Genomic DNA, 25,614 nt, shown 5'->3' on the forward strand with positions numbered 1-25,614 from the left:
GCTTTCCAGTCATACGAAGTCTTTAATTACATCTACTCTAATGTGATCGTGTGATCAAGTAAGCTTAAATTACACTACGCTTACTGCTACGCCCGCAAATTTTTTGCCGAATTCACGACAAGTTTCCTTCTCGTCGGATGAAGGATTCAATTCGATCTTCAGCCCTTCTAACACGATATCTGCGCCACGCTCTTGTAACTTGTTCGTAAGAATATCGACTGCTGCTGCAAATTGTTCGTAACAAGTGTCTCCACTTCCAAATACAGCTGCTTTTTTACCAGTAAGGTCTAGCTGATCCATATCTTCGTAAAAGTCGAGGAATTCATCTGGCAATTCGCCATCTCCCCAAGTATAGGCGCCAAGGAGTACTGCGTCATATTCCAAAAGAGTATCCGCATCACAGTCCATTGCTTGCTTGAGTTCAACCTCTCCACCTATGGATTGTATTCCTTCGGCAATCAAATCTGCAATTTCTTCTGTATTCCCAGTCATGCTGGCGAACACTACTAATATTTTAGACATTGTAATCCTCCCGCATATATGTTTTCCATGGATTGATCATACTTGATAATGATTCTCATTGTCAACAACGAATTTTAAATTTTTAGTTTATTTCTTTTAACGTGTGTTTGATATCGATTATATTTTCACCTTAGTTTCTTTTACACAAATAAAAAAGCCGCTTATTAAGCGACTTCTTTAGTGTATACATTTGAATTCAGCATTTTTGTAGATTCGAAAATATTACTTAATTCTGTCGTGCTTTAATACTGTATGGTTGCTGGCGTAACTCCTTTTGGATACTCTTCTTCCCATACTGCTTGGTCTGTATAAGCCTGATACCACATATCTGCAATTATATCTGGATCATTCACTGTGCCATTACCTGATTCTTTGATAAATAAACCTAACGATCGATGACCTACAAAAATGCCTTTAGGTGACAATTCAGTATGCAGATTAGTGATATAATTTCGCAAACCTGCCATAATAATACCGACATTTCCCATCATAGGCACAGGGTATAATGCTGATAATCCTGTAGTAAAAAGTAAAGCTCCTTCTTTGCGTGCAAGCATATCTTGTACTACTGTATTCACCACATGAATAGCACTGAAAATATATCCTTCATATAGGTCTTTGATATTCTCTGCTGTTAATTCCAATACAGAAGTAGGTGGATACTTTCCAGCAGTAGGACTAAATTCCAACACATCAATCGAACCGTATTTGTTTTTAATGTTAGCAAGTGCCTCTGTCATTTGGTCTGCTTGATATACATCTGCTATAAAATAAGAAGCTTCTATATGATTTTCTTTTAATACGTTTATCATTTCTTGCAGCTTGATAGCATTGCGCGAGACCAAAGCTATTTGAAATCCTGCCTTACCAAATCGTTTGGCTAATGACAATCCCAAACCTTTTCCTGCTCCAATAATAACTAATGTTTTCATTGCTATTCTCCTCTATCCATCCATATATTGTATTCATGTAATGGTTTTTATTGTAGAATTTAAGCTTAATGCATTCAATGGTGGATATTCATCAATTTAACATTTAATAAGCAAATGTATTGAATCTGCTTATTATCTTGAAGAAAGGAATTTAGAATGAACAAACCTAAAATTGATTTACGTATTGTCAAAACAAGAAAAGCGATCAAAGATTCTTTTCTGACTTTAATTCAAACTAAAGGATATGATCGTATCACAATACAAGATATTGCAGATCAAGCGATTATTAATCGAAACACTTTTTATTTGCACTATATAGATAAACCTGATTTGATGGAGAAATTATGTATAGAACATATCGATCTATTGAATGTTTGCTTACCTGAGTATACTGAGGATGTTCAAAATGAAGATCCTTCATTTATGGTGATTGCGTTAAAAAGTCTATTTCTTATCCTAGAAGAACATGTCGTTTTCTTTAGAACGATGTTAACTCATGAGATTGAGTCTAGCTTTTCTAGTTATCTTAAAGACCATTTCAAACAAATTATTCTCTCTGGTCTTGATACTCCTCCCGATAATCTCAAGATACAGATTAGCCTTGAATATATGGTTTCAGGCTTAGTCGGTGCGATCTCTTTATGGATCAAAGAACCAGAACATTATTCTATAGATGAATGGATTGAGCAACTGAGTAACATTCATTTTAATAATATTTTGGATCTTATACGTAGCATCAACGGTCATAGTGTTCAATAAAAAGGAAAAAAAATCGTTTATATAACGATTTTTCTTTTTTTGCTTATTAAATCAAATATAGCTTCCTTTCATCTATTGTTATACAATGAAATGCGGTAAACTGATAAAGATGGCTTTTTAGGCTACTCTGTATATAGATGATTGTACTCTACAATATCTATCGAGAAATAAAATATAAGGATGGATTATTACATGTATATTGCTGATCAATGGAAAGATTATGAATTAATTGATACGGGCGCAGGTGAGCGTCTGGAGCGTTGGGGAGAAATCTTATTACGTCGTCCAGATCCACAGATTATCTGGCCTCTTCAATCCGCAGATAGAGACCCACGCTGGAATCAAGTACACGGTCATTATCACCGTAGCGCTTCAGGTGGTGGTGAATGGGAATGGAAACGCAAAATTCCAGAACGCTGGAATATTCGTTATGGCGATTTGAATTTCCATATCAAACCTACTAATTTCAAACATACCGGTCTATTCCCTGAACAAGCAGCGAACTGGAGCTGGATGATGGACAAAATCAAAAATGCTGGTCGTCCGATCACCGTCTTGAACTTATTTGCGTACACAGGTGGAGCAACAACAGCCGCTTCTTACGCTGGCGCTGATGTGGTACACGTTGATGCGGCAAAAGGAATGGTACAGTGGGCTAAAGACAATCATCAATTATCAGGGATTGGCGATCGTCCGGTACGCTTTATTACAGATGATGTGTTCAAATTTGTGCAACGTGAGCAACGTCGTGGTAACAAATACGATGCGATCATTATGGACCCTCCTTCGTATGGACGTGGACCCGGTGGCGAAATGTGGAAACTTGAATCCAGTCTGTACCCTTTCTTAGAGTCTTGCTTGTCGATTATGTCGGATAACCCATTATTTATGCTGATCAACTCGTATACAACAGGGATTGCACCGACAGTATTGTCTAATATTTTGAATATGACGATGCAACAGCGTTACGGTGGTACCCTTTCTTCTGGCGAAATTGGTCTACCTATCACGAACTCAGGTCTGAATCTGCCATGCGGTATTCTTGGACGCTGGGAAAGCTGAGGCATAACAATGGAACCACATTCAAATACTAAAGGTAGAGCGCCGATTCCTGTGTTATATGAAGACAACCATATTATTGGAGTTGTTAAGCCTGTTAACATCCCTTCGCAAGAAGATCCAACAGGTGATCCAGATATGTTGACTTTGATCAAAGAAGACCTGAAAGAACGTTACAACAAAACAGGCAATGTATATCTAGGATTGATCCACCGTTTGGATCGTCCGGTTGGCGGAGCGATGGTATTTGCCAAAACATCCAAAGCGGCTTCTCGCTTGTCTGAATCTGTACGTAGCCGCACCATGGTGAAACGCTATGTCGCTGTTGTACGCGGTATTCCTACTGTTGCTAAAGCAACACTTAAAGACGTACTTCTTAAAAATGCACGCACCAATACAGGTGCCGTAGTTCCCCCAGGTACTACGGGTGGTAAAGAAGCAGTACTCGATTACGAAGTACTCGCTCAAAATGAAGATTTGAATCTTGCGTTGGTGTTGATCCATTTGCACACTGGACGTTCTCATCAAATTCGGATTCAAATGTCTCATGCGGGCTATCCTTTATTTGGAGATCAAAAGTATGGCGCTGAAGTGAACCGTCGTGGTGAGCAATTAGCCTTATGGTCTGTATTGACGGCTATTCCTCATCCTGTCGGCGGTCGCATGATCTCTATGATTTCTCTTCCTCCACAGACTAAGCCGTGGATCGAATGGTCGAGTGATATCTATGAGCAATTGAAGGAACGGTTAGAGCTTGAATTGGAGCAAACGAAGTTAAAGTAAGTGGTATAAGAGCAAGATCATGTATGAAATATTTACTTGTATTTTATAAATAAGATACAAAAAAGCTTTTCCGTTCCTTGATTACAAGGTAATGGAAAAGCTTTTTTCATTGATATTAGAAAACGAACTTAGAAGAGAATTAGCTTAAGGATTTGTGCTGGTGGTTTAGTGTAAAATCCGCTTCGAAAATAGATATTCTTCTCGTCGCTGTTAAGAACGGATATTTTGAATCACTGCTTATAGCAGTAAATATCCGTTCTTAAAGGCGAGCGCTTCGCTCTTTCAGAATCATCTATTCTCTCCGCTTCGTGTGTGAAGGTAGTTTAAGCTTTTCAACATCAAAGAAACAAAAACTGAAAAAAGATAGTTAGTCTATAATCCAAGATTCAGTTTTATCAATCCAAATTGGATTACCTTCATTAGATATTCTCCATATATGCCGAATAAATTGTCGAATATTTTCTAATGCATTCTCAACATCTTTCACGATTGTTTCAGAATAAACTTTTTCATTGTGAGCTGTAATATAATGAGCAACTTTATTTCTAAGATAAACAGCGGATTTATAATCATTAGGAAGTTCATCTACCTTTTCCAAACCATTTAATTCCAATAATTTATTGTATTTTTGCAGTACAGACCAAAATTCCTTTGGTGGTTTACTATCGGAATTTGCAGAATCATTTAAATAACTATATACTTCTTCTTCTGTCGCACTTCGATTTTCTTTTCCTCTTAGGTTAATGAGTATCAACTTAGACAAATCTGATTCCGCTGATAAACACATACTTAAAATAGAAGATCTAGTATTACGCCACATCAAAAATTTTTCTTCCTTTTTTTCTGCTTCTTTTGCTTGTTCCAAGTAATATAAAGCATCATTATAACTTTCTGCCCCCATATTAACTACAACTACTGATCCTTCCATTCTATCCCTCCTAAATAATTATCACTCAGTAATATAACATATAATTACATTTTTTCCATATGATAATTTTCACACTATTTTTTATTTAATCCAACGAAGAAAATCAATAATTCTGAAAGATTTTTAAGTTTGGATATCGACTGATTAGAATTCAAATCAAGATATTTAACCATAAATGTCGTAGGCAGAATAATTGATTTTTGCAGTATTCTAGCTGAATCATTTCTATATTTTCACTATTTAATTTATAATCTATACGATTGTTAACTGATTATTATGTAAAAACTTCTCTGACTATCTGTAGATAGAAAGAGAAGTTTTTTATACCATTATTTTATTTTTACTCAAAGTCAGACTGATCCATTAGAAGATAAATCTTCTATGATACCAATAATCGTATCTGCCTTATCCATTTCAACAATCTGTTTACCGATATGTCTGCGTTCATCGGTTTGAAGTGCGGCTTTACTATTAAATCCGATCATACGATTTGGAGGTAAAATAGCCATAAATGAGCGATGTTCTTCGCAGATAAAAGCACCAATAATACGATTACCATTTGGTTTGGATCGTTTACCTTCTTTGAACTCAAAGGTAGATAATCCTTTACCACCACGGCTTTGAGTCTGGTATTGCAATAATGAAGTACGTTTGGCATATCCAAGATCGGTAATGACCATCAATTGTCCGTCTTCTCCATCTACCCATAGGACTGCGGCGACTTCATCTTCTCCAACCAGTTGAATTCCACGTACACCTGTAGCAACCCGACCCATTGGATTGACTTCTTCTGCCCGGAAGCGAATACTCATACCTTCTTTAGTAATTAACATCAAATCTCTAGCTTGACCTGAACGGGTTACAGAGATAACTTCATCTCCTTCTCCAAGCTTACAAGCGGCTACTGCTCCTGAACGTTTGGTCGCATACTCTTTGATCTCTGTTCTCTTCACTTGTCCTCGCTTGGTCACAAAGATCAGATCGGCTTGTTCTTCTTCAAAATTACGAACAGGAACCATCGTCACAATTCGATCTTCACGAGTCATCGGGATAATATTAACAATCGCTTTTCCTGTTTCTTTCCATTTGAAGTCAGGAATCTGGTGAACAGGAAGTAAGAAGTATTGTCCCCGCTGTGTAAAGACAAGTAGATTATCTAGTGTATTTACATTCATCACTTCGCGAATATAATCATCTTCTTTGGCACCTGATCCACTACGTTCTCCGCCCGAGCGATTGAAAGACATCATATTCGTACGTTTAATGTAACCATCATTAGAAAGACTCACTAGCACATCTTCCGAGTTAATCATGACTTCCAGATTAACTTTCAACTCTTCAACTTCATCTTGAATAATAGAACGGCGATTAATACCATGTTTATCATGAATCTCCATCAATTCTTTTTTGATCAATCCGACTAGCTTTTTATCGCTACCAAGAATAGCACGGAAATTGGTGATTTTCTTCTGAATATCGTTTAGTTCTTTTTCAACTTGATTAATTTCTAAATTAGTAATGCGGTACAATTGCAAGGTTAGAATCGCATCGGCTTGGCGTTCAGTGAGGCCAAACATCCATTGCAAATTATTTTGTGCATCTTGGCGGTTTTTAGACGCTTTGATCGCTGCAATGACTTCATCTAGTACATTGAGTGCTTTAGCTAGACCTTCAAGTACATGAGCACGATCTTCTACTTTATCCAGATCATGTTGTGTACGACGGGTAACCACTTCACGTTGATGCGCAATATACGCTTCCAGAATACTTTTTATTCCCATTTGTTGAGGCGCTTTGTTAACGATAGCTACCATATTGAAGTTATAGGTCACTTGTAGATCCGTTTTTTTGAGTAAATACGCTAGAATGCCTTGTGCATCTGCATCTTTTTTAAGCTCGATCACGATCCGTAGTCCATCACGTCCGCTCTCATCACGTACTTCAGCAATACCTTCTACTTTTTTCTCCAAACGGATATTTTCCATCGCTGTGACAAGACGTACTTTTACCACTTGATAAGGAATTTCGGTAATCACAATTTGCTGTTTACCGCCACGTAATGTTTCAATTTCTGTTTTAGAACGTATGTAGATACGCCCTTTGCCTGTAGAATAGGCATCACGAATCCCGTCTCCACCCATGATCGTACCACCTGTTGGGAAATCCGGGCCTTTGATATAGTTCATCAGTTCAGGCAATTCCATTTCAGGTTTTTCCATCAATGCAATACAACCTTCGATCACTTCACGCAGGCTGTGCGAAGGAATTTCTGTTGCAAAACCTGATGAAATTCCGCTTACGCCATTGACTAATAAATTAGGATAACGAGCTGGTAAAACGACAGGTTCTTGCGTCGTATTATCAAAGTTGTCTTTAAATTGAACCGTATTCCGATCAATATCACGTAAAATCTCCATCGCAATCGAAGATAAACGAGCTTCGGTATAACGCATTGCTGCTGCTGGATCATCATCAGGCGATCCCCAGTTACCATGGCCATCGACAAGCGTATGACTCATTTTCCAAGGTTGTGCCATCCGTACCATACCATCATAGATCGATGAATCACCATGAGGATGATAGTTACCCATCACGTCACCGACTGTTTTAGCTGATTTGCGATATCCTTTTTCCGGTGTATTGCCTGAATCGTACATAGCATACAAAATACGACGTTGTACCGGTTTCAATCCATCACGAACATCAGGAATCGCGCGGTCTTGAATAATATATTTAGAGTAGCGACCAAAACGGTCTCCAACGATTTCTTCTAGAAATGCTGGTAAAAATTTATCGTTATTTTCAATAGCCATCCGTTCACCTTACCTTCCGAGCTTATCGCCGGATAATTTTGAAGCCGCCGCAGAGTACAGAGGGAAGTGAATACCATTCCAACCAAGCACGGTATGATGCTCACTTCCATCTGCACTAAAGCAGCGGCTCATTTAGTTTGATCATCCATCAAGATTACTTTTCTATATCACAGATACAATTATTTACTCCGCATATTCTGTAAAGTCTACGTTTTCGACGATCCAACGTTTACGAGGATCAACTTTATCGCCCATTAATGTAGATACACGACGTTCTGCTTTGGCAGCATCTTCGATCTGTACTTTAAGTAATGTACGACTTTCAGGATTCATCGTTGTTTCCCATAATTGATCTGGATTCATTTCACCTAATCCTTTGTAACGTTGTAAATCTACATTTTTGCCGAACTCTTTCATCGACTGATTCAACTCTTCGTCTGTCCATACATAACGTTCTTGCGATTTTTTGCCGGCACGTTGAGAAATCTTGTACAGCGGAGGTTGAGCAATATAGATACGACCGTTATCGATCAATTGCTTCATATAACGATAGAAGAATGTTAATAGCAACACTTGAATATGTGCACCATCGGTATCCGCATCGGTCATAATAATGATTTTGGAATAATTGCTATCTTCTATGGCAAATTCAGTTCCTACTCCTGCACCAATAGCAGAAATAATCGCCCGATATTCTTCATTTTTCATTACATCTGCAAGTTTGGATTTCTCTGGATTCATCGGTTTACCTTTGAGTGGTAAAATCGCTTGAATCTTGGAATCTCGTCCTTGTTTCGCAGAACCACCTGCCGAATCTCCTTCGACAATAAACAGTTCGTTTTTAGAAAAATCTTTCGATTGCGCTGGACTTAGCTTACCGTTCAGATTCGAACTTTCGCTACGTTTGCGTCCTGTACGCATATCATCACGCGCTTTACGAGCTGCTTCGCGTGCACGAGAAGCTTGAACTGCTTTTTTGATCAGCTTTTGAGCGACTTGTGGGTTTTCTTCGAGAAAACGTTGCATATTTTCAGCGACTACCGCATCTACTGCTCCACGTGCGGAAGAACTACCCAATTGGTCTTTGGTCTGACCGACAAACTCTACATCTGACATTTTGACGCTTATAACCGCCATCATGCCTTCTCGTAAATCTCCACCTTCGAGGTTTTTATCTTTTTCTTTGATCAGTGCTGTTTTACGAGCATAATCATTCAATACACGAGTATATGCTGCTCTAAATCCTGTCTCATGCGTACCGCCGCCCCGTGTAGGGATGGAGTTTACAAATGAAGCAAGCGTTTCAGTATATCCTGCATTGTACTGCATCGCTACTTCGACTTCGATATCTTCACGCTCGACATTGAAATGAATCACATCATGAAGAACATCTTTGCCTTCATTCAAAAACTCTACGAATTGACTGGCTCCGCCTTCATAATAAAAACGATCTTCTTTATCATTACGATCGTCTTTAAGTAAAATTTCTAAGCCTGAATTCAGAAAAGCAATTTCTTGCAGACGCTCAGCAAGTGTATCGTAATTCAATGCAATTCCTTGTTGGAATACACGAATATCTGGTTTGAATGTAACTTTTGTTCCTGTAATTTTGGTTTTGCCAATGACTTCAAGACCACTTACAGGCTCACCTACATGCTCTTTTTCTTTTTTATCAACCCAATATTCAAAACGTTGACGGTGAATACCACCATCACGATAAATTTCTACTTCTAGCCACTCGGATAATGCATTCGTTACTGAAGCACCAACTCCGTGTAGACCTCCGGACTTTTTGTATCCTCCACCGCCGAATTTACCACCTGCATGCAAAATAGTAAATACAACTTGTGGTGTAGGTACTCCACTTTTATGCATTCCTGTCGGAATACCACGTCCGTTATCAAAAACCGTAACCGAACCATCTTTGTTCAGTGAAATCTCGATTTTTGAACAATGTTTTGCCAAATGCTCGTCAACTGCGTTGTCCACAATCTCCCATACGAGATGATGAAGCCCAGATGAACTTGTACTACCGATATACATCCCCGGACGTTTCCGTACGGCAACCAGCCCTTCAAGCACCTGAATGTCGTCAGCATCATACCCGGAAACTGGCGGATTAACATTACCACGGGATGAATTTGTGAGTGAATCGATCTTTTCGACCATTCATGGTCCCCCTCTTTAATCTAAATATTGCTTTGTTCTGTTTGACCTACGATTAGCATTATAAATCTTAGTCGAAAATTATACCATAGGTAAATCAATAATCGCGCTTGACCCCGAACCATCATATCATACGCTTTTATTTTGTCGACACTTTTGATTTACATAAAATGTAATTTATTCGATAGATAAATGTATAATGCAAACACATGTTCCTTTTATTCTTTAAGTGTAATCTAATCTTTTCATTTCGTAAACCCACTTGTCACATTATTCTACGATTTCCCATTATATTAGCTATAATGATCTTTTGTAAATAAACTTGCCTGCTGATCTTCATAAGATAAGCAGGCAATCATACTATACTTTTTAATTGAGCACATCTCTTTTGGTAAATACAGCAAATGAAACAATAACTGACGCTAATGCCCATACTGCCAATACGCCAAGCGAGAATGGTAATGTCATGCCTTCAATCGGTGCCGGGCTTCCTGATAAATAATTAGTCAGTCCCAAATTAACCATAAATAAATATTTAGCTGTGCTCCACGAAGCCGCCATATTGGTCAAAATGGTACCTGCAATCAATGCCGCCATCATAATAACGATACTGGCTGCGGTACTTCGTACTAACACAGATACCATAAAGGCAAGTAATCCGACGGTCAACCCGACAAACCAGATCAATCCCATTTGCATCAAAATAAATTGCCACTGGGCTATAGCGTGTACACTACTCATATCGGTTCCTGTATCACCCGGCTGGAATCCGGTAAATACAGGAATGTTAAATCCACTGTATCCGAATGCTGCCCCTGAGATGACGTAGGAAATAATAAAGGTTGAAACGACAATCAGCGAGACAAACATCGTCAGTGTAATGAGTTTACTTAACAATACTTTCCACCTACGAATCGGCCTTGTAAGCAACATTTTGATCGTTCCGCCTGTTCGTTCTGCCGATACCAGATCAGAAGCAATCGTCATAATAAGCAGTGGGATAAATAAGCTACTGGAGTTATCCAGAAATTCGCGAGTAAATGTAACGCCACCCGGTTCATTCGGATTCACATCATTTTCTAAATAATATTGCATCTGTTGGACAAACACACGACGGTATTTTTTCCATTCTTCAGGTACACGATCACTACCTAATGAGTTCTGGTTATCTGTGATTGCTTGCTGTAATTCAACACGCCAATCTTCACCGAACTTGGTGCGATTTTCTTGGGCTTGACGCATCTGCGCATAAGTAAACATCGGTACCAGTACTAATAAAACCAATAGCACGACATAAAATCTTTTTTTCTTAATAATTTTTATCGTTTCATTCTGTACCAATGGCCATATACTATTCAATAAATTCACCTTCTGTCACGCCCAGAAATAGTTGTTCCAATGTCGGGCTAAGTTTGCGTACATTATGAATCTGAATCCCTGCTTGCACAAGTGTAGCAATCGTTGTCGAAATGTATTCTTCAGGGGTTGCGGTGATAATAGAATGCGGTCGAAGTGATGCTGCTGTATCGTTATCCAAGTTAGAACTCTCCAGATCAAGCACTTGAATAGAAGGTATTGATTGAAGAATCTGTTCTCCTTGTGCTTGAGGTTCTAATTCCCATATCACAAGATGCTGTGTATCTTCTACCAGCTCTGTTACTCCGCCTACAGCAATAACACTTCCTCGTCCCACAATCGCCACTCGATCACAAAGCAATTGAATTTCACTGAGTAAATGACTGGATACAAACACAGCCATACCTTGCGATGCCAGTTCGCGGATAAAAATACGCATATCTCGAATCCCTTTAGGATCAAGTCCATTGGTCGGTTCATCTAAAATAAGCAATTTAGGGCGACCTAACAACGCTTGAGCGATCCCAAGCCGTTGACGCATACCTAGTGAGTACTTGCTTACTTTATCGTGGATACGCTCATCCAGACGGACAATCTCGGTGACTTCTTGAATCCGTTTCTCATCTACACCGGGCTGCATCCGTGCAAAATGCTCTAAGTTTTCCCATCCTGTCAGGTAAGGATACATTTCAGGATTTTCAACAATTGAACCGACATAAGCCAAAGCCTTCTCCGGTTGCTTGGTCACATCGTAACCGCAAATATTGATCGTTCCTTCTGTGGGGCGAATCAGATTCACAAGCATTCGAATCGTTGTTGTTTTACCTGCACCGTTCGGTCCTAGAAAACCAAAGATTTCACCTGCTTTGACTTCAAAAGTGACATCTTTGATAATCCACTTTTTGCCGATTTTCTTTTTGACATGCTGGACAGATAATACAATCTCTTCTTGAGATGATACAGACTGCGAATCAGCCGTTGCTATGGGATGGGTTGTTGTTAATTTAGAATCCATTATGATCTAGCTCCTCTCTCATTTCCATACAGGGTATACCTCATTATTCGATACTCTGGACGACACGTTCTGCAATTTGTTCATAACCTGTACCATTAGGATGGAAATGATCAGAAGATAAATATTTATTTAGATTTTGCTGAAATAAATCAAACGTAGGAATAAGCGACATATTGGATTGACTGTTAATAATATTCAGTGCGGTAGTATTCCATGCGGTTACAGCTTCATTACCAGGTACACGTATTTCAGGTAAATCAGAGAATGGGTTATACAGTCCGAGGTATAAAATATGAGCGTCTGGATTAATTTGAGCGATTCGCTCTAAGATTTGTTGTAATGTTTTGCTGGCTTTCGGTAAATTGGCAAGCAATTGTTGTTTGCTTGGCGCTTGTTGTGTATTACCAAGGGCTTCTCCAGCATTAAATAAATCATTAGCACCGATCGATACAAAAATCATATTCGATTGTTTCAATATATGTTGGACACCGGGTTCTTCTAATGAAGAAAGTACTGATGCTGTTTTTTGACCGTTAATGCCTAAATTAGCGATTAATTTAGCTTCTTTACCGTTTTTTTGCAATAAGTCTACGGTTCGACGAGCAAATCCACTACCATCGTCATCTCCTGTACCTTTAGCAAGTGAATCTCCTAAAACAGCGATTTGAAAAGATCCGTCTGTTGCAACAGTCGTTGCTGGTTTTGCTCCACTTGTTGTTGCGTCGGATGTATACGTGCTCCCTACAGGGTTTAATACATCAGAAATGGCATAAATAAAGCCGCCAATCAATACAATCGTGGCTACAATGGATGTGATGCCTGTGATTCGCCAGATACGCACTGACGATTTGGATGATTTCATTATTTGGCCTCCTGTGTTAGAAATATGAACAACATCTGCCACTTGGTATGATGACTCGCGGTTCATTTTAATATAGGTTATCTATCTATTATATACAGTACGTGTACAACTTCCAAACAGTTAGAAACTATCGCTTCTATTTTTAAATCGATAGACAGCAAAAAGAAGATGGTTATATTATCAATCCACCATCTTCTATACATAGAATGATCTATTTAAAAGTAATTATTGTTTTACTTTCTTCTTTTCTTTTTTACCTTTTTTATCATTAGATGCATGAATCATTTCGACCAATTTGGCATATAATAGTTCTGGGGTTTCTTCGCATATCAGTGTCTTTTTCCCCACTAAAGCGATCGGTTGTTTGCGACAAGCTTTACACTCGCTTAAGCAACTTTTTTGCTTTTGCTTTACATCAGGGAACTCTTTTTTAAGTGTTTTATAGACTTGTTTTGTACCGAACTTTTCATTTTTTGTGCAATATTTGATCGTTTTCATCGCTTGTTGGCTCCTCTATCTGTTGCATTATTGCTATGGATATCATCTTATTTACCCTAATGAAGACCAATATGTAACGATTATACTGCTTATGAGCTTATAAAAATACCTGCTTCCTTCTAAAAACAAAGGAAACAGGCATTTTTTATTCTATAAATCTGATTTTCAGATGCCTCTGTCACATTTCATTATTGCATTTTGTAGCGTATTATTTTCCGATAAAATCTTGTACCCATACTCCATTTTGATACCCTACACCGATTGATGTAAAGCTAGAACTTAAAATATTGGCTTTGTGACCGGAGCTATTCATCCATGATTGCATCACTTGAGCAGGAGATGTTTGCCCTTTGGCGATATTTTCTCCAGCTGCACGATAACTAATTCCATACGTTTTCATCATTTCAAAAGGAGTTCCATAAGTTGGTGACGTATGATCAAAATAATTATTTTTCACCATATCGATAGCTTTATCTTGTGCCATCGTTTGAAGCTTGGTGTCTACCGTTAATGCTTTTAGCCCTGCTTTGCTACGTTCTTGATTGACCAATTGCACCACTTCCGCTACAAAGGTAGAGGTGTCTGCGGATGCACTTTGACTGGCATATACAGGTTTGGTTGTTTTCACATGATGTGTAGTAGCCGCTTGAGCAGGAGCTGCTATCGTTACTGCTACAAGTACTGCTGCGGCAGCAGTTGAGGTGATTCGTTTTAGTAATGTACGATTGTTTTTCAATGGCGTTCCTCCTTTAAATTCAGAATCACCGTATATTTTACCATCTATTGGTATTTAATTGCTATTTTCGCTCTATGATTAAAGCAAAAAGGCACCAGGATTAACCTGATGCCTTTTCGAAAGGTGTGGCTGTGTATAGCGGAATTACATTTTTTTAATGTACCGGCATCCAATCTTCTCATAGCCCATATGTTGATAAAAAGAGCATGAGGATAGACGTTCGTCACGGTTCATTCCTGTTACATAGACAGAGTGATCTCCAGCTTCGTTTGCTTGCTTTTCAGCTTGAGCAATCAATTCACGTCCGATACCTTGACCACGATAATTCGCAGAAATGATTAGACCTGTGATTTGTGAAGTCTGTTGACCTGTCTCATATGAAGTCTCACGGTACATAGCGATCATACCGACGACCTGTCCTTCACGTTCTGCAACAAGAGTCAAAAATTGCGGTTTGCCTTCCAACGCTTCCATACGATCGCGCAGTACACTTTCCGTCATCGGATAACGAAGTTCACGCATTAGAGCAGTTAGAGCTTGAACATCTTTACTTTCGAATTTACGGACTTCTGCAACAGGCATTAATACACTAGTCGACATGTACATACTCCTCTTTTAGCAGAGCTGCCGCTTGCACGGCTCGCTTCCGCGCAATTTCCACACTTTCATCCGCACTGAGAGCTACCGCCATTCGGCGACCCGGCTTAGTCTCCGGCTTACCGAATACACGTACTTGCGTACGGGGTAACTTCAGTGCCTCATCTATTCCGCCAACGACAAAATCTTTGGAAGCTTGTGTTGCTTTCAGTGTCGCTGATGCGCCAGGAGTTAACAAATGAATACTCGGAATCTCAAAACCAAGAATAGCCCGAACATGCAGAGCAAATTCTGATAAATCTTGAGTAATCATTGTCACCATACCTGTATCATGCGGTCTTGGCGACACTTCGCTAAATACAACACCATCTGGGGTTAAAAAGAGTTCGACACCGAACAACCCATATCCACCTAGACGTTCTGTAATGGTTGCAGCAATACGTTGTGCTTCTTCTAACTGTCCAGCAGTCATTGGGTGCGGTTGCCATGACTCAACATAATCTCCATCCCGCTGAATATGTCCGATCGGCGGACAAAACAACGTTCCAGAGGCACAACGCACCGTAAGCAGTGTAATTTCACTTTCAAAATGTACAAACGCTTCGACAATAACACGAACTGATTTGCCTCTTGCGCCTTCAAGTGCCGCATCCCAACATGCCGAAGCATCTTCAGGTGTGCGACATACGCTCTGTCCTTTGCCAGACGAGCTCATAAGAGGCTTTACTACGCAGGGTGTTCCAAGTACAGCAACAGCTTCTTTCAATTGCTCCAAGTTGTCAGCGAACCGGTACGCAGCAGTAGGCAATCCAAGGGTCTCAGATGCCAGACGGCGTATCCCCTCACGGTCCATTGTCAATTGGGCTGCAACTGCGGTAGGCACTACATTGTAGCCTTCTTGCTCTAGTTCTACCAGTACGTCTGTTGCTATCGCTTCAATCTCAGGTACAATAAAATCCGGTTGTTCACTGATAATGACTGCTCGTAGCTTAGCACCATCAAGCATATCAATAACATGAGAACGATGAGCAACCTGCATAGCAGGTGCATCCGGATAGCGGTCTACAGCAATACATTCAATGCCGAGTCGCTGAGCTTCGATCACTACTTCCTTGCCAAGTTCTCCACTCCCAAGCATCAACATCCGTTTCGCTTGACGAGAATTTGGGGCCCCCCACATGATAGACAGCACTCCCTTATATACATGTTTTGCACTGCAACCTACAAGGTACTGCTTACGTCATTTTGCTTATCGAATCATTACCTATTCGACAATGAATAGCACATTGTAAAATTTCCGACGAATTTCCTTTTAAACTTTACAATGTGATGACACTTTCTATTCTCTTATCTAATGAGCAAGATTGCAAGTCACTTTGTCTAAATTTTTTGACAATTCTCGTATAATTCTTACTTTCAAGGCTTAATTAAGTCGAATAATGTCACAAAAAGCGGAATTGCGCTTCAATCAAACCATTGTAAATGCCTTGTTTTTGAATCAACTCTGCGTGTGTTCCTTCTTCTTTAATCTGTCCATGATCCAATACGACAATATGATCAGCATGTCGAATCGTAGAAAGTCGATGCGCCACGATAAAAGAAGTTCGTCCTTGAAGCAACACTTTTAGCGCTTCTTGTATACGTAGTTCTGTCTCCGTATCGATACTGGCTGTCGCTTCATCCAAAATCAAAATCCGTGGATCTGCAAGTAGTGCGCGGGCAAAAGATAATAATTGACGTTGCCCCATCGACAACACATTTCCCCGTTCTTCGACTTCTGTATCATAGCCTTTAGGCAACTTCTCAATATACACATGAGCATGAACAGCTTTGGCGGCATTTTCTACTTCTTCATCAGTAGCGTCCAGTCGTCCGAAGCGAATATTATCTCGTATTGTTCCGGAAAAGATAAACGTATCTTGAAGCACAATACTGATCTGTCCACGCAGACTTTCCAAAGTCACATCACGGATATCATATCCATCAATTTTAATCGTACCGCTCTTAATATCATAAAATCGACTAATCAGATTAATAATCGTCGATTTACCAGAACCGGTATGTCCGACCAATGCAATAGATTGCCCTGCGGTGACATGTAGATCAATCTCGCGCAGTGCAGGTCGATTAGCTACATATTCAAAAGTCACTTTGTCAAACACAATATCTCCGTTGATACGTGGTATTGGTTGTGCACCTGGCTTGTCGGCTACAGAAGGCTTTTCATCCATAAATTCAAAAATACGTTCAGACGATGCCATCGCTACAAGCAGTTGGTTATACATATTTCCCAGACGGTTAATCGGGTCCCAGAAATTCCCTACATAACTTGCAAAAGCGACCAGTGTACCAATCATAATCTCACCGCTAGCGATCAATGTGGCTCCATACCAGAATAGAATCATAGAACCCAATCCACCCGTAATCTCGATCAACGGTCCGAACGATTGATTGAGTGCAGAAGCTTTATCCCACGATTTTTTGCTAGAAGCATTCATATTATCAAAGTACTTCATGTTCTCTTTTTCTTGTGTATACGCTTGCGTTACACGGATACCTTGAATTGATTCGTTCAAGTGAGAATTGATACGTGAATTTTTCATCCGTACTTCTTGCCATGATAGACGGATAATTTTGCGTAACTTGGTGGAGACGAAGAACATTAACGGTACGGTCAGCATCACAGCAAGCCCTAATTTCCAATTAATTAGCATCAGAATCACCACGATACCTAATAGCTGAACACAGTCGATCATGACGTTCACTGCACCATTTGTAAATAAATCTTGCAAAGAGTTCACATCATTGGTTACCCGTACCAATACAGAACCTGCGGGACGTTTATCAAAAAAGGAAAAAGATAAGCGCTGAATATGACTAAATAAATCCGAACGAAGATCATAGATCACACGTTGTCCAATAATATTTGTATATTTGATCCGATACGCATTCGCTGCCCACTGGATAAGATATAATCCCAGTCCCAATGCAGTAAGTCCGTATAATAATTTGAGGCTAGGAGCACCCGATACAGGTTGAATCGCTTTATCAATCGCTGCTCCAGTAATATAAGGAACCGCCAATTTGGTAATCGTGCCAAGTACCATCATCAAAATGATAAAGGGTAGCAATTGCTTAGCATACGGCTTGATATAACCGAACAATCGTGCAAATTGAGACCAGTTAAATGCTTTATCAATCAACTCATCATCTTGATAAACAAATCGGTCTTCGACACGTGTAATAGTAGATGAACTGGATGGCCTTTGCTTTTCTTCTAGTGGTTCTTTGACGGATAGATTACTCATAGCTTCTCACCTGCTCACTGTTGATCTCACTTGCTGTTTCGTGGGAAATAGAGGGCTCATCAATATTTTGAAGTCGCTGAATATGGTCTGCATATTGCACATGATAAATATCCTGATAAGCGCCCGGTACATGTATCAATTGCTCATGCTTCCCACGCTGTACTACCCGTCCTTCTTGCAGTACTAGAATCTCATCGGCATGGCGCAAAGAAGAAATACGGTGAGCGATAATAAATGTAGTTCTACCTTTCATCACTTCCTGAAAACCCGACTGAATCTCATGCTCGGTCTCCATATCAACAGCGCTGGTAGCATCATCGAGAATCAGGATTTTCGGGTTTTTGAGTAGTGCACGAGCAATCGCAATCCGCTGCTTTTGCCCACCGGATAATCCCATACCTCGTTCACCGACAAGTGTATCGTACCCTTGTGGTAGTTCCATAATAAAATCATGAGCTTTGGCAAGCTTGGAAGCCCGAATAATATCATCCATCGTGACCTCACTCATGCCGTAAGCGATGTTATTTTTGAGTGTAGAAGAGAATAAAAACGTTTCTTGAAAAACCGAAGCGATCTGAGAACGCAAGTCTTCAATTCGGATATCTCGAATATCCACTCCATCTAACTTGATACTGCCTTCGGTCACATTATACGCACGCATCAATAACTGAATGACTGTCGATTTACCAGATCCTGTACCCCCTAGTAAGCCGATAACTGACCCTGGAGGGGCATCCAAATTAATATCAACTACAGCAGGTAATTGATTCCCATAAGCAAATGTCATATGTTCAAATGTCACATGACCTTTCACTTCATGAATATTCACGTGACTTGTTGTATCTTTATCTTTAACATCTACATGCTGATATAGAATTTCCAATATACGCTCGGTAGAGGCTTTGGACTGCGTATAGTTATTGATATGAAATCCAAGTCCCCACATCGGTCCAATAATGTACCAAATCAAGGTGAAAAAGGCGACCAATTCACCAAGGGTAAGCGAACCTTGGATCACTAATGTTCCACCAAAACCAAGCAATATCACGACACAGACCGAAGCCAGTAATTCCATAACTGGAAAGTAGCGACTCCAGAGTGTAGCGGCATGAATCTGATTGGTACGATAACGCTCATTACGTATAGCAAATTTATCAACTTCATGAGGTTCACGAGCAAAAGATTTGACGGTTCGTACACCTGTAATATTTTCTTGTACAGCGGTTGTTAAAGACCCTAAAGCAAGCCTCATTTCTTGAAAAGCAGGGTGAATACGGGATTCGAATTTGAGAGCGACAAAGACTAAAAAAGGAATAGAGATTAATGTGACCAGTGTGAGTTGCCAGTTCATCGAAAACATGACGATCGAACCAAAGACCACCATCATAAATACATTCAATAACTGAGCAAAACCAAAACCGATAAAGTTACGAATCGCTTCGAGATCACCGGTTAAGCGTGACATTAAATCTCCTGTTTTAGCTGTGTCATAATAACGGAAGGATAGAAATTGTAACTTTTCATAGCACGCATTGCGAAGTCGGTATGCAATATAATTACCTAGACGTCCTCCAAAAAATCCATGAAGAAATTGCATGATACCTTTCAGAATAGCGACACCAAAAATAGCTAGTGCCAACATTGGAACCTGATCAAATCGCCTCAGCTTGATAACATCATCAATCAAAATTCTAAGTAAATTTGGATATACTAGCCCGAGTGCGGTAGCGGTTGCAAGACATAAAATAGAGAGGTATAAATAGCTTCTTTTACTCCGATAATAGTCATGCAATTGTTTGAGAACGTCCATGTGTCTCCCCCTTTGATTCTCTTGTCGATGATTAGCATAATGAAGCTTACCACCGTCCTCAAAAGCCCGCAAAGTGGATACACGTTCGTTTATCGGCAATCGCTTTAAATTTATGCCATAATTTAGACATAAACCGTCAATTTTAATGAAATAATGCAAAATACTACATTTCACGAGCATTTCTTAACATTCATTTTATTTTGTAAACTTGTTTATGCAATAATTTGGTAAAAGCGCTATCATTTTTGAATATAAGCATTGTATATATTTTCACATATATAATAATAAGGAAGTTATGTATAGATAAAAAAAGAACGCCTATCTTCTGATAGCACGCTCTTTTTGATGATTATTTATTATTCATATGACTTTTAAGTCTATATTTTATAAATCATAAGCTTGTTTGATTCTAGCTTCATCTTCTGCTGAAACAGAATGAATTAATGTTTCTAGATCATGGGCTAATACTGACCAGCGATCTGCACTCACATCTGTTTGCAATGAAGCTTCAGTTCCTTCGACCCACTCTGCAATTTGACGTTGCATATCATCAGCCGCTTCTTGTAGTCTTTGGTTGAGACCAACAATATAATATTGTGACAATCGCTCACGTTGTTCATCCAACATGCTAGCGATTAATTGGTCTAATCGACCCGATACTTCTTCACGGAATTTCTCACGTCCGTCTTGTTCAAAGAAATAACGAGGATTGCGGAATAACGACCAGAGTGACTTCCAATCCAGTACATCTGCTATTTTCATCTGTACCAGTTCTGGAGTTTGCCATTTGGTTAATTCAGGCTTAGATAATGTCAAACCTGCTGCTGCCGCTTCTGCTTCACGTCCATACACTTCTTGACGCTCACCGACTACTCGCTCAGAAGCTTTCTCCATGCGTAACGTTGTAGCCAGTACTTCCTGCTCTAATTCTGTAGATAATCGGCGTAATAATTCCCGTCCACAAGCAGCAAAATCTGCTTTGAGATCAGGAGATTCACTATTAAGCAAAGAAGGATTAAAAATTTCAGGCATCCAATCTAGCGCTTTCAAGCGTACACGTTGACGAACATGGAATAACAATTCGCCACTCTCTTCTTGAATCCGTCGATCCGGTTCGGTCTGAAACATTCGCATAGCTGCGGCATGAGCAGCTGATCGTTCTTGCACCAGCTGTTGCATACGTTCTACTCGATAAGCTTCTCCACGCTTCGCCGCATCTTCCCATGTGAGTACTGTTTTGCGTACACGTTCTACTTCATCATAAGCCGCTTGAATCGCAAGCCCTGCTAATGTCTCATCTGCAAAGTTCATAAAATGTTGCTGGAACTGTCTGAATCCATCATCATTACCTTGAATGGCTCGACGACTGGATAACGCATAAATATTAGGCTTGCGAATGCCTGTCGTATTAAGCTCATGTACTATACGTTCAACCACTTGATTCTTTTCTTCTTCCGAAGAAGCTAGATCCGATGCATTGACTACAAAAAACATATTATCTAATGCTAGACTTCCTTTAACCCGACCTAATTGCTCTAGTAACTGGCGATCTCCATGTGTAAATGCGTGATTATAATAAGTCACAAATACCAATGCATCTGCTGACTTCATATACTCAAAAGTTACTCCTGTATGACGGGCATTGACGGAATCGGCTCCCGGTGTATCAACCAGTACCATCCCTTGAGCGGTCAATTCACAATGATAATACAGATCTATCCGCCGTACAAAGCAAGACTTGGTCTCTTCCGATACAAATCCTCTAAATTGATCCAGTCCGATCTTCAGCTCTTGTCCAAGCAAAGGTTCTGCTTCTTGCCAACCTGCTGCTGCTGCAATCACAAAGTTATAATGAGCACGTGCAGAAGGATGAATACGTCCAGGCGATAAGGAAGCAATCTGTTTTCCCCAGTCCTGTTCTAATGTCATCTCTGGCAATCCTAATAAGCGAAAAGCTCCAGTGATATCTTCTTGCATTTCTGTTCTACTTTTCATAAAGACTTGAGCGGTTCCGTGACCATACTCTCCTTCAGGTGCCATGATCTGTGTAATAGCAGCTGTCATCGGATGAGGAGAAACAGGAAGTACAGCTTCCCCTAGTAAAGCATTTGCAAATGACGACTTCCCTGCGCTAAATGCACCGAATAAAGCCAACGTAAATTTACCATTTTCCATTACATGAGCACGGCGACGCAATTCAGTAGCAGGTAAGCTTAATCCTTTGATATGTTCGATCATATCTGAAGCTTGACGCAACTGCACAGCTGTTTGGACAAGGCGCTCTTTTCGATGAGAAGATATTACTTTTTCTTTTATAGGCGGTGCAACAATGCTTGAATCAGTATTTGTGTGTGTTGAAGATCCTGAACTTCCTCCTAATGATTCAGATGGCTGTAAAGTATCAGTAGAGGATGACGTTAGCTGATCATCTATAGCAACTGTAGAATCCACTTCACCTGTTTCTTCTAGGATAGCAGGTAACCACTGCGCTTGAAGCTGTGCACGGGCAGGCAGTAATTGACGTACCGCTTGATCATTTTGTTCTTTTTGCTGTTCCAATTGCTGTTGACGCATCAATGATTGATACCGTCCAGCTAATTGATCACGCTCTTGCTGTAATCCTTGTTGCTCTGCTTCTACCTTGGGCTCTAACTGTTCCAGTAAACGCTCCATCGCATCAAGTGCAGCTCTCCGATAGATAGCGACTGTTTTTTCACGTAACGCACGCGTGTAGTTCAATACATACTCACCTGAAATCGCAATATCTGAAGTTGCACCGGCTTCGATATCACGTTCTGTGATTTGTGGCAAAGACGATGTTAACAACGTTTCTTGTTCTTCAGTCCATAATTGTTGTTCTTGACTCCAGCCACGTAACAATCCACGTACATGAACATCTAGATTAGCAGCCACTTGTTCCCGGTATGATGTCAGAAAATTAGACTTACGCTGCTCACGTTCTTGAGCCGTTTTGTCTTTGGAAGCAAAAAATCCTACTTTGAATCCAGGACGTTGACTTTCCAGATACAACTGAGCTAGATCACGTACAGGTGCAGGTGTGATATTGGCTTGATCTACCAATCGTCCAATTTCCCAACTCCATGTTTTGCGATAATTTTCTATTGTAGTCTGCGCAGTAACAATCTGTTGTTCAAATTGTTGAAGTTGCGCATTCAATTGTTCTATCGTCATTTCATCGTTCAGATCATGGTCTACAGTCGAAGATGGTTCTTCTTCGCTGTTCATTTGCTCTTGCAACCATTTGGTATGTTCTTCAGCTAATTCCCAGATCGCTTGAGACAAGCTATACATCCGCAAGGGTTCACGCTCAAGTAACAACTCACCAATAACGGTACGTAGACGCTCTAGCTTACCATAACGATGCTGAGGCTCCTGTCTGGATACATAAAGGATACCTGCTGGCTCAATACCACGTCCGGCAAAAGACTGAGCGACTCCACGTTGATAGTCAGCAAAAGCTAATTCTGAATCATCATGTTTATCAATCTGATTAACGATTAAGTATAAAGGCTTCCCTCGCTCAGATAACGTTTTGGCAAATGAAAGATTGGTTTCCGATTGAACATGGTTATAATCCATCACATAAAAAACAACATCTGCACGATGCAATGCAGAGTACGTAGCCGCTTCATGAGCCGCGTCTGTAGAATCGACACCCGGTGTATCCAATAATACTCCATGAGCGCCTAGAAGCTTAATATCGTCCCATAGATCGACTGATTCGTACTCGCCACCATTTTTACAATATTCATCTAATGCATCCAGACCGATTTCAAAAGAAGGTTCCTGACTATTAAGATGAACGATTGCGCGTGGTTCACCATCACGAATAGCTGCAATATTAGCTGTAGTAGGAATCGGGCTTGTCGGTAAGACCTGCTTGCCACAGAGCCAGTTCATCAGACTGGATTTACCTGCGGAAAAGTGTCCACAAAAAGCGAGCACCAATTCTTCAGAACGATGCTTCTGGATTAAATCTTGCGCCTTATTAGCAGCAGACGTATTGCCTTGTTGTTGAAGTGTCACTTTCAATTGTTCAAGTATATGATCTAAAGAATCTTTGGTTTGTGGTGTAATCGCTTGCATCAGTATGCCCTCCATCATGCATGATCTCTGTCCAAATCACTTTTCTGATATTGTACCACTGTGACGCACTGGATGTAACTATTGGATTATTCACTTGATCTATACCTACAAAAAAGGCTTTTTATGAATAGCTTCTATATACCTGACTCACAGATATATACATGTATTCATAAAAAGCCTTATGTTTTACTATAATGTTATCCGTACAATTAGATAACGCTAGCTTCTGTTTCAGCAACAGGCACTAGAATTTCGAATAATTTACCATGTTGTAAAATAGTAATACCTTTACCTTTGTCTTTCATAACAACAACATCACGCTTTTGTGCCATACGCTCGATATAATAATCAGGTACATCACCAGAATAGTTAACTGTAATACCGTCAACTTCTTTTTCTTCGTTTTCAGCCAATTCCTCTGCTACCACTTGCTCAAAGATATCAGAAAATTGTTCAAAATTATCAGTATACACAGAAATGCATTTCATAACGTTCGACCTCTTTTTATGTTGTAGTGTTGTTTTTCTTTACTGATTTTGAGAGTTTCGGTTTGACCTTTTTCTCTTTGATCACTAAAGACGTTTTCATTCTTTTTTTGCCTTCACGACAAATGTCCAGTAGTGGACATACCTGACAAGCAGGATTTTGAGCTTTGCAATGATACCGTCCGAAAAAGATAAAACGATGATGACTAATCGTCCATTCCTCTCGAGGTACACGCTTGTTCAGCTTGTTTTCCACTTCAGTCACATTGTCTTTCCAGTTTGCGAGTCCTAGCCTTTTGGATACACGTTCAACATGAGTATCTACTGCAAAAGCCGGCACATCAAATGCATTGGATACGACCACATTCGCTGTCTTACGTCCAACTCCTGGGAGCTGTACAAGCAGGTCATGTTCACCAGGCACTTCTCCACCATATTGTTCAATCAGAATCTGGCATAGGTTCTGGATATGCTTCGCTTTGTTGCGATACAATCCAATACGCCGTATATCTTGTTCCAATTCTTCAAGAGGTACAGAGATATAATCCTGTGGTGTGTGATATTTCTGAAATAAATCTGCCGTCACCTTGTTGACTGTTGCATCTGTGCATTGTGCCGATAGCAGTACAGCAATCGTCAGTTCAAACGCATTGTTATGATTAAGTTCGCAGTGCGCATCTGGGAACATGCCAGCGATGGTATCTAAAATATGTCTCACTGTAGTGGCATTCATTAGTATTCCTCCTGCAAAAAACCGCCTGTCCACGGCATTTTCCGCGACTCAGACGGTATCGTCTCACTGTACCTGCATGATAGGGATTGCTGCGTCTAGCATTAGATCTCGTACCCAATCTTCAATGACAATACAATTCGTATCT

Annotated in this window: 21 protein-coding genes; 3 read left to right on the plus strand and 18 right to left on the minus strand. The window is 40.0% G+C overall.

From position 1 onward, the window contains the following. Window positions 1-69 precede the first annotated feature (69 nt). Both PaeCFBP13512_RS00105 and PaeCFBP13512_RS00110 read right to left on the minus strand, forming a co-directional pair. Window positions 70-522: a flavodoxin gene (locus PaeCFBP13512_RS00105; RefSeq protein ID WP_069328783.1), complete on the minus strand. Its 453-nt coding sequence runs from the start codon at window positions 520-522 to the stop codon at window positions 70-72. 242 nt (window positions 523-764) lie between these two features. Beyond that, window positions 765-1,454 (minus strand): SDR family NAD(P)-dependent oxidoreductase, encoded by a 690-nt coding sequence (locus tag PaeCFBP13512_RS00110; RefSeq protein WP_137220593.1) that lies wholly within the window; start codon window positions 1,452-1,454, stop codon window positions 765-767. 156 nt (window positions 1,455-1,610) lie between these two features. On the opposite strand from PaeCFBP13512_RS00110, the gene PaeCFBP13512_RS00115 reads away from it, so the two are divergent. From PaeCFBP13512_RS00115 to PaeCFBP13512_RS00125, 3 genes are all read left to right on the plus strand, one after another. Next, window positions 1,611-2,213 (plus strand): TetR/AcrR family transcriptional regulator, encoded by a 603-nt coding sequence (locus PaeCFBP13512_RS00115; protein ID WP_137220594.1) that lies wholly within the window; start codon window positions 1,611-1,613, stop codon window positions 2,211-2,213. Between the two features lie 192 nt (window positions 2,214-2,405). Next, on the plus strand, window positions 2,406-3,275 hold the full coding sequence (locus tag PaeCFBP13512_RS00120; protein WP_069328786.1) for a class I SAM-dependent methyltransferase: 870 nt from the start codon (window positions 2,406-2,408) through the stop codon (window positions 3,273-3,275). Window positions 3,276-3,284: 9 nt separating this feature from the next. Then, a complete protein-coding gene (locus PaeCFBP13512_RS00125; RefSeq protein ID WP_137220595.1) occupies window positions 3,285-4,055 on the plus strand; it encodes an RluA family pseudouridine synthase in 771 nt (256 codons plus the stop codon). A 367-nt stretch (window positions 4,056-4,422) separates the two neighbouring features. On the opposite strand, the gene PaeCFBP13512_RS00130 is transcribed toward PaeCFBP13512_RS00125, so the two are convergent. The 16 genes from PaeCFBP13512_RS00130 to nth form a co-directional block, all read right to left on the minus strand. Beyond that, entirely contained in the window at window positions 4,423-4,983 is a 561-nt protein-coding gene (locus PaeCFBP13512_RS00130) for a hypothetical protein (RefSeq protein ID WP_137220596.1), read from the minus strand. A gap of 350 nt (window positions 4,984-5,333) precedes the next feature. Continuing rightward, the gene (gene gyrA / locus PaeCFBP13512_RS00135) at window positions 5,334-7,796 is read right to left on the minus strand and encodes a DNA gyrase subunit A (protein ID WP_441343311.1); all 2,463 of its coding nucleotides are present in this window, start codon (window positions 7,794-7,796) and stop codon (window positions 5,334-5,336) included. Window positions 7,797-7,805: 9 nt separating this feature from the next. Next, window positions 7,806-7,928, minus strand: a complete 123-nt coding sequence (locus PaeCFBP13512_RS23550; RefSeq protein WP_273594302.1) for a hypothetical protein — start codon at window positions 7,926-7,928, stop codon at window positions 7,806-7,808. 51 nt (window positions 7,929-7,979) lie between these two features. Beyond that, entirely contained in the window at window positions 7,980-9,965 is a 1,986-nt protein-coding gene (gene parE / locus PaeCFBP13512_RS00140) for a DNA topoisomerase IV subunit B (protein WP_137220597.1), read from the minus strand. Between the two features lie 366 nt (window positions 9,966-10,331). Next, the gene (locus PaeCFBP13512_RS00145; protein ID WP_069328538.1) at window positions 10,332-11,321 is read right to left on the minus strand and encodes an ABC transporter permease; all 990 of its coding nucleotides are present in this window, start codon (window positions 11,319-11,321) and stop codon (window positions 10,332-10,334) included. Next, the gene (locus PaeCFBP13512_RS00150; RefSeq protein ID WP_137220598.1) at window positions 11,314-12,333 is read right to left on the minus strand and encodes an ABC transporter ATP-binding protein; all 1,020 of its coding nucleotides are present in this window, start codon (window positions 12,331-12,333) and stop codon (window positions 11,314-11,316) included. Before PaeCFBP13512_RS00150 ends, PaeCFBP13512_RS00145 begins: the two co-directional genes overlap by 8 nt. Before the next feature lie 43 nt (window positions 12,334-12,376). Continuing rightward, window positions 12,377-13,195, minus strand: a complete 819-nt coding sequence (locus PaeCFBP13512_RS00155; protein WP_137220599.1) for a GDSL-type esterase/lipase family protein — start codon at window positions 13,193-13,195, stop codon at window positions 12,377-12,379. Window positions 13,196-13,420: 225 nt separating this feature from the next. Next, window positions 13,421-13,693, minus strand: a complete 273-nt coding sequence (locus tag PaeCFBP13512_RS00160; RefSeq protein ID WP_137220600.1) for a DUF1450 domain-containing protein — start codon at window positions 13,691-13,693, stop codon at window positions 13,421-13,423. A 208-nt stretch (window positions 13,694-13,901) separates the two neighbouring features. After that, on the minus strand, window positions 13,902-14,429 hold the full coding sequence (locus tag PaeCFBP13512_RS00165) for a CAP domain-containing protein (RefSeq protein WP_241669237.1): 528 nt from the start codon (window positions 14,427-14,429) through the stop codon (window positions 13,902-13,904). 144 nt (window positions 14,430-14,573) lie between these two features. Beyond that, window positions 14,574-15,029, minus strand: coding sequence for a GNAT family N-acetyltransferase (locus PaeCFBP13512_RS00170; protein WP_161594173.1), 456 nt, complete (start codon window positions 15,027-15,029; stop codon window positions 14,574-14,576). Next, on the minus strand, window positions 15,019-16,206 hold the full coding sequence (gene purT, locus PaeCFBP13512_RS00175) for a formate-dependent phosphoribosylglycinamide formyltransferase (RefSeq protein WP_069327978.1): 1,188 nt from the start codon (window positions 16,204-16,206) through the stop codon (window positions 15,019-15,021). The genes PaeCFBP13512_RS00170 and purT overlap by 11 nt, the downstream gene beginning before the upstream one ends. Before the next feature lie 262 nt (window positions 16,207-16,468). After that, window positions 16,469-18,334, minus strand: a complete 1,866-nt coding sequence (locus PaeCFBP13512_RS00180) for an ABC transporter ATP-binding protein (RefSeq protein ID WP_137220602.1) — start codon at window positions 18,332-18,334, stop codon at window positions 16,469-16,471. Continuing rightward, window positions 18,327-20,144, minus strand: a complete 1,818-nt coding sequence (locus PaeCFBP13512_RS00185; RefSeq protein WP_137220603.1) for an ABC transporter ATP-binding protein — start codon at window positions 20,142-20,144, stop codon at window positions 18,327-18,329. The genes PaeCFBP13512_RS00180 and PaeCFBP13512_RS00185 overlap by 8 nt, the downstream gene beginning before the upstream one ends. Before the next feature lie 384 nt (window positions 20,145-20,528). Then, entirely contained in the window at window positions 20,529-24,251 is a 3,723-nt protein-coding gene (locus PaeCFBP13512_RS00190) for a dynamin family protein (protein WP_161594174.1), read from the minus strand. A gap of 209 nt (window positions 24,252-24,460) precedes the next feature. Further along, window positions 24,461-24,739 carry an NAD/NADP transhydrogenase alpha subunit gene (locus tag PaeCFBP13512_RS00195; protein ID WP_069327976.1) on the minus strand — a complete coding sequence of 93 codons (279 nt, stop codon included), beginning with the start codon at window positions 24,737-24,739 and terminating at the stop codon, window positions 24,461-24,463. A 16-nt stretch (window positions 24,740-24,755) separates the two neighbouring features. Next, a complete protein-coding gene (nth, locus tag PaeCFBP13512_RS00200; RefSeq protein ID WP_137220605.1) occupies window positions 24,756-25,469 on the minus strand; it encodes an endonuclease III in 714 nt (237 codons plus the stop codon). Window positions 25,470-25,614: the final 145 nt, after the last annotated feature.

Origin of the sequence: Paenibacillus sp. CFBP13512 (genome assembly GCF_005233705.1) — a bacterium.
In the GTDB taxonomy this organism is placed as follows: Bacteria; Bacillota; Bacilli; order Paenibacillales; family Paenibacillaceae; genus Saccharibacillus; species Saccharibacillus nuruki.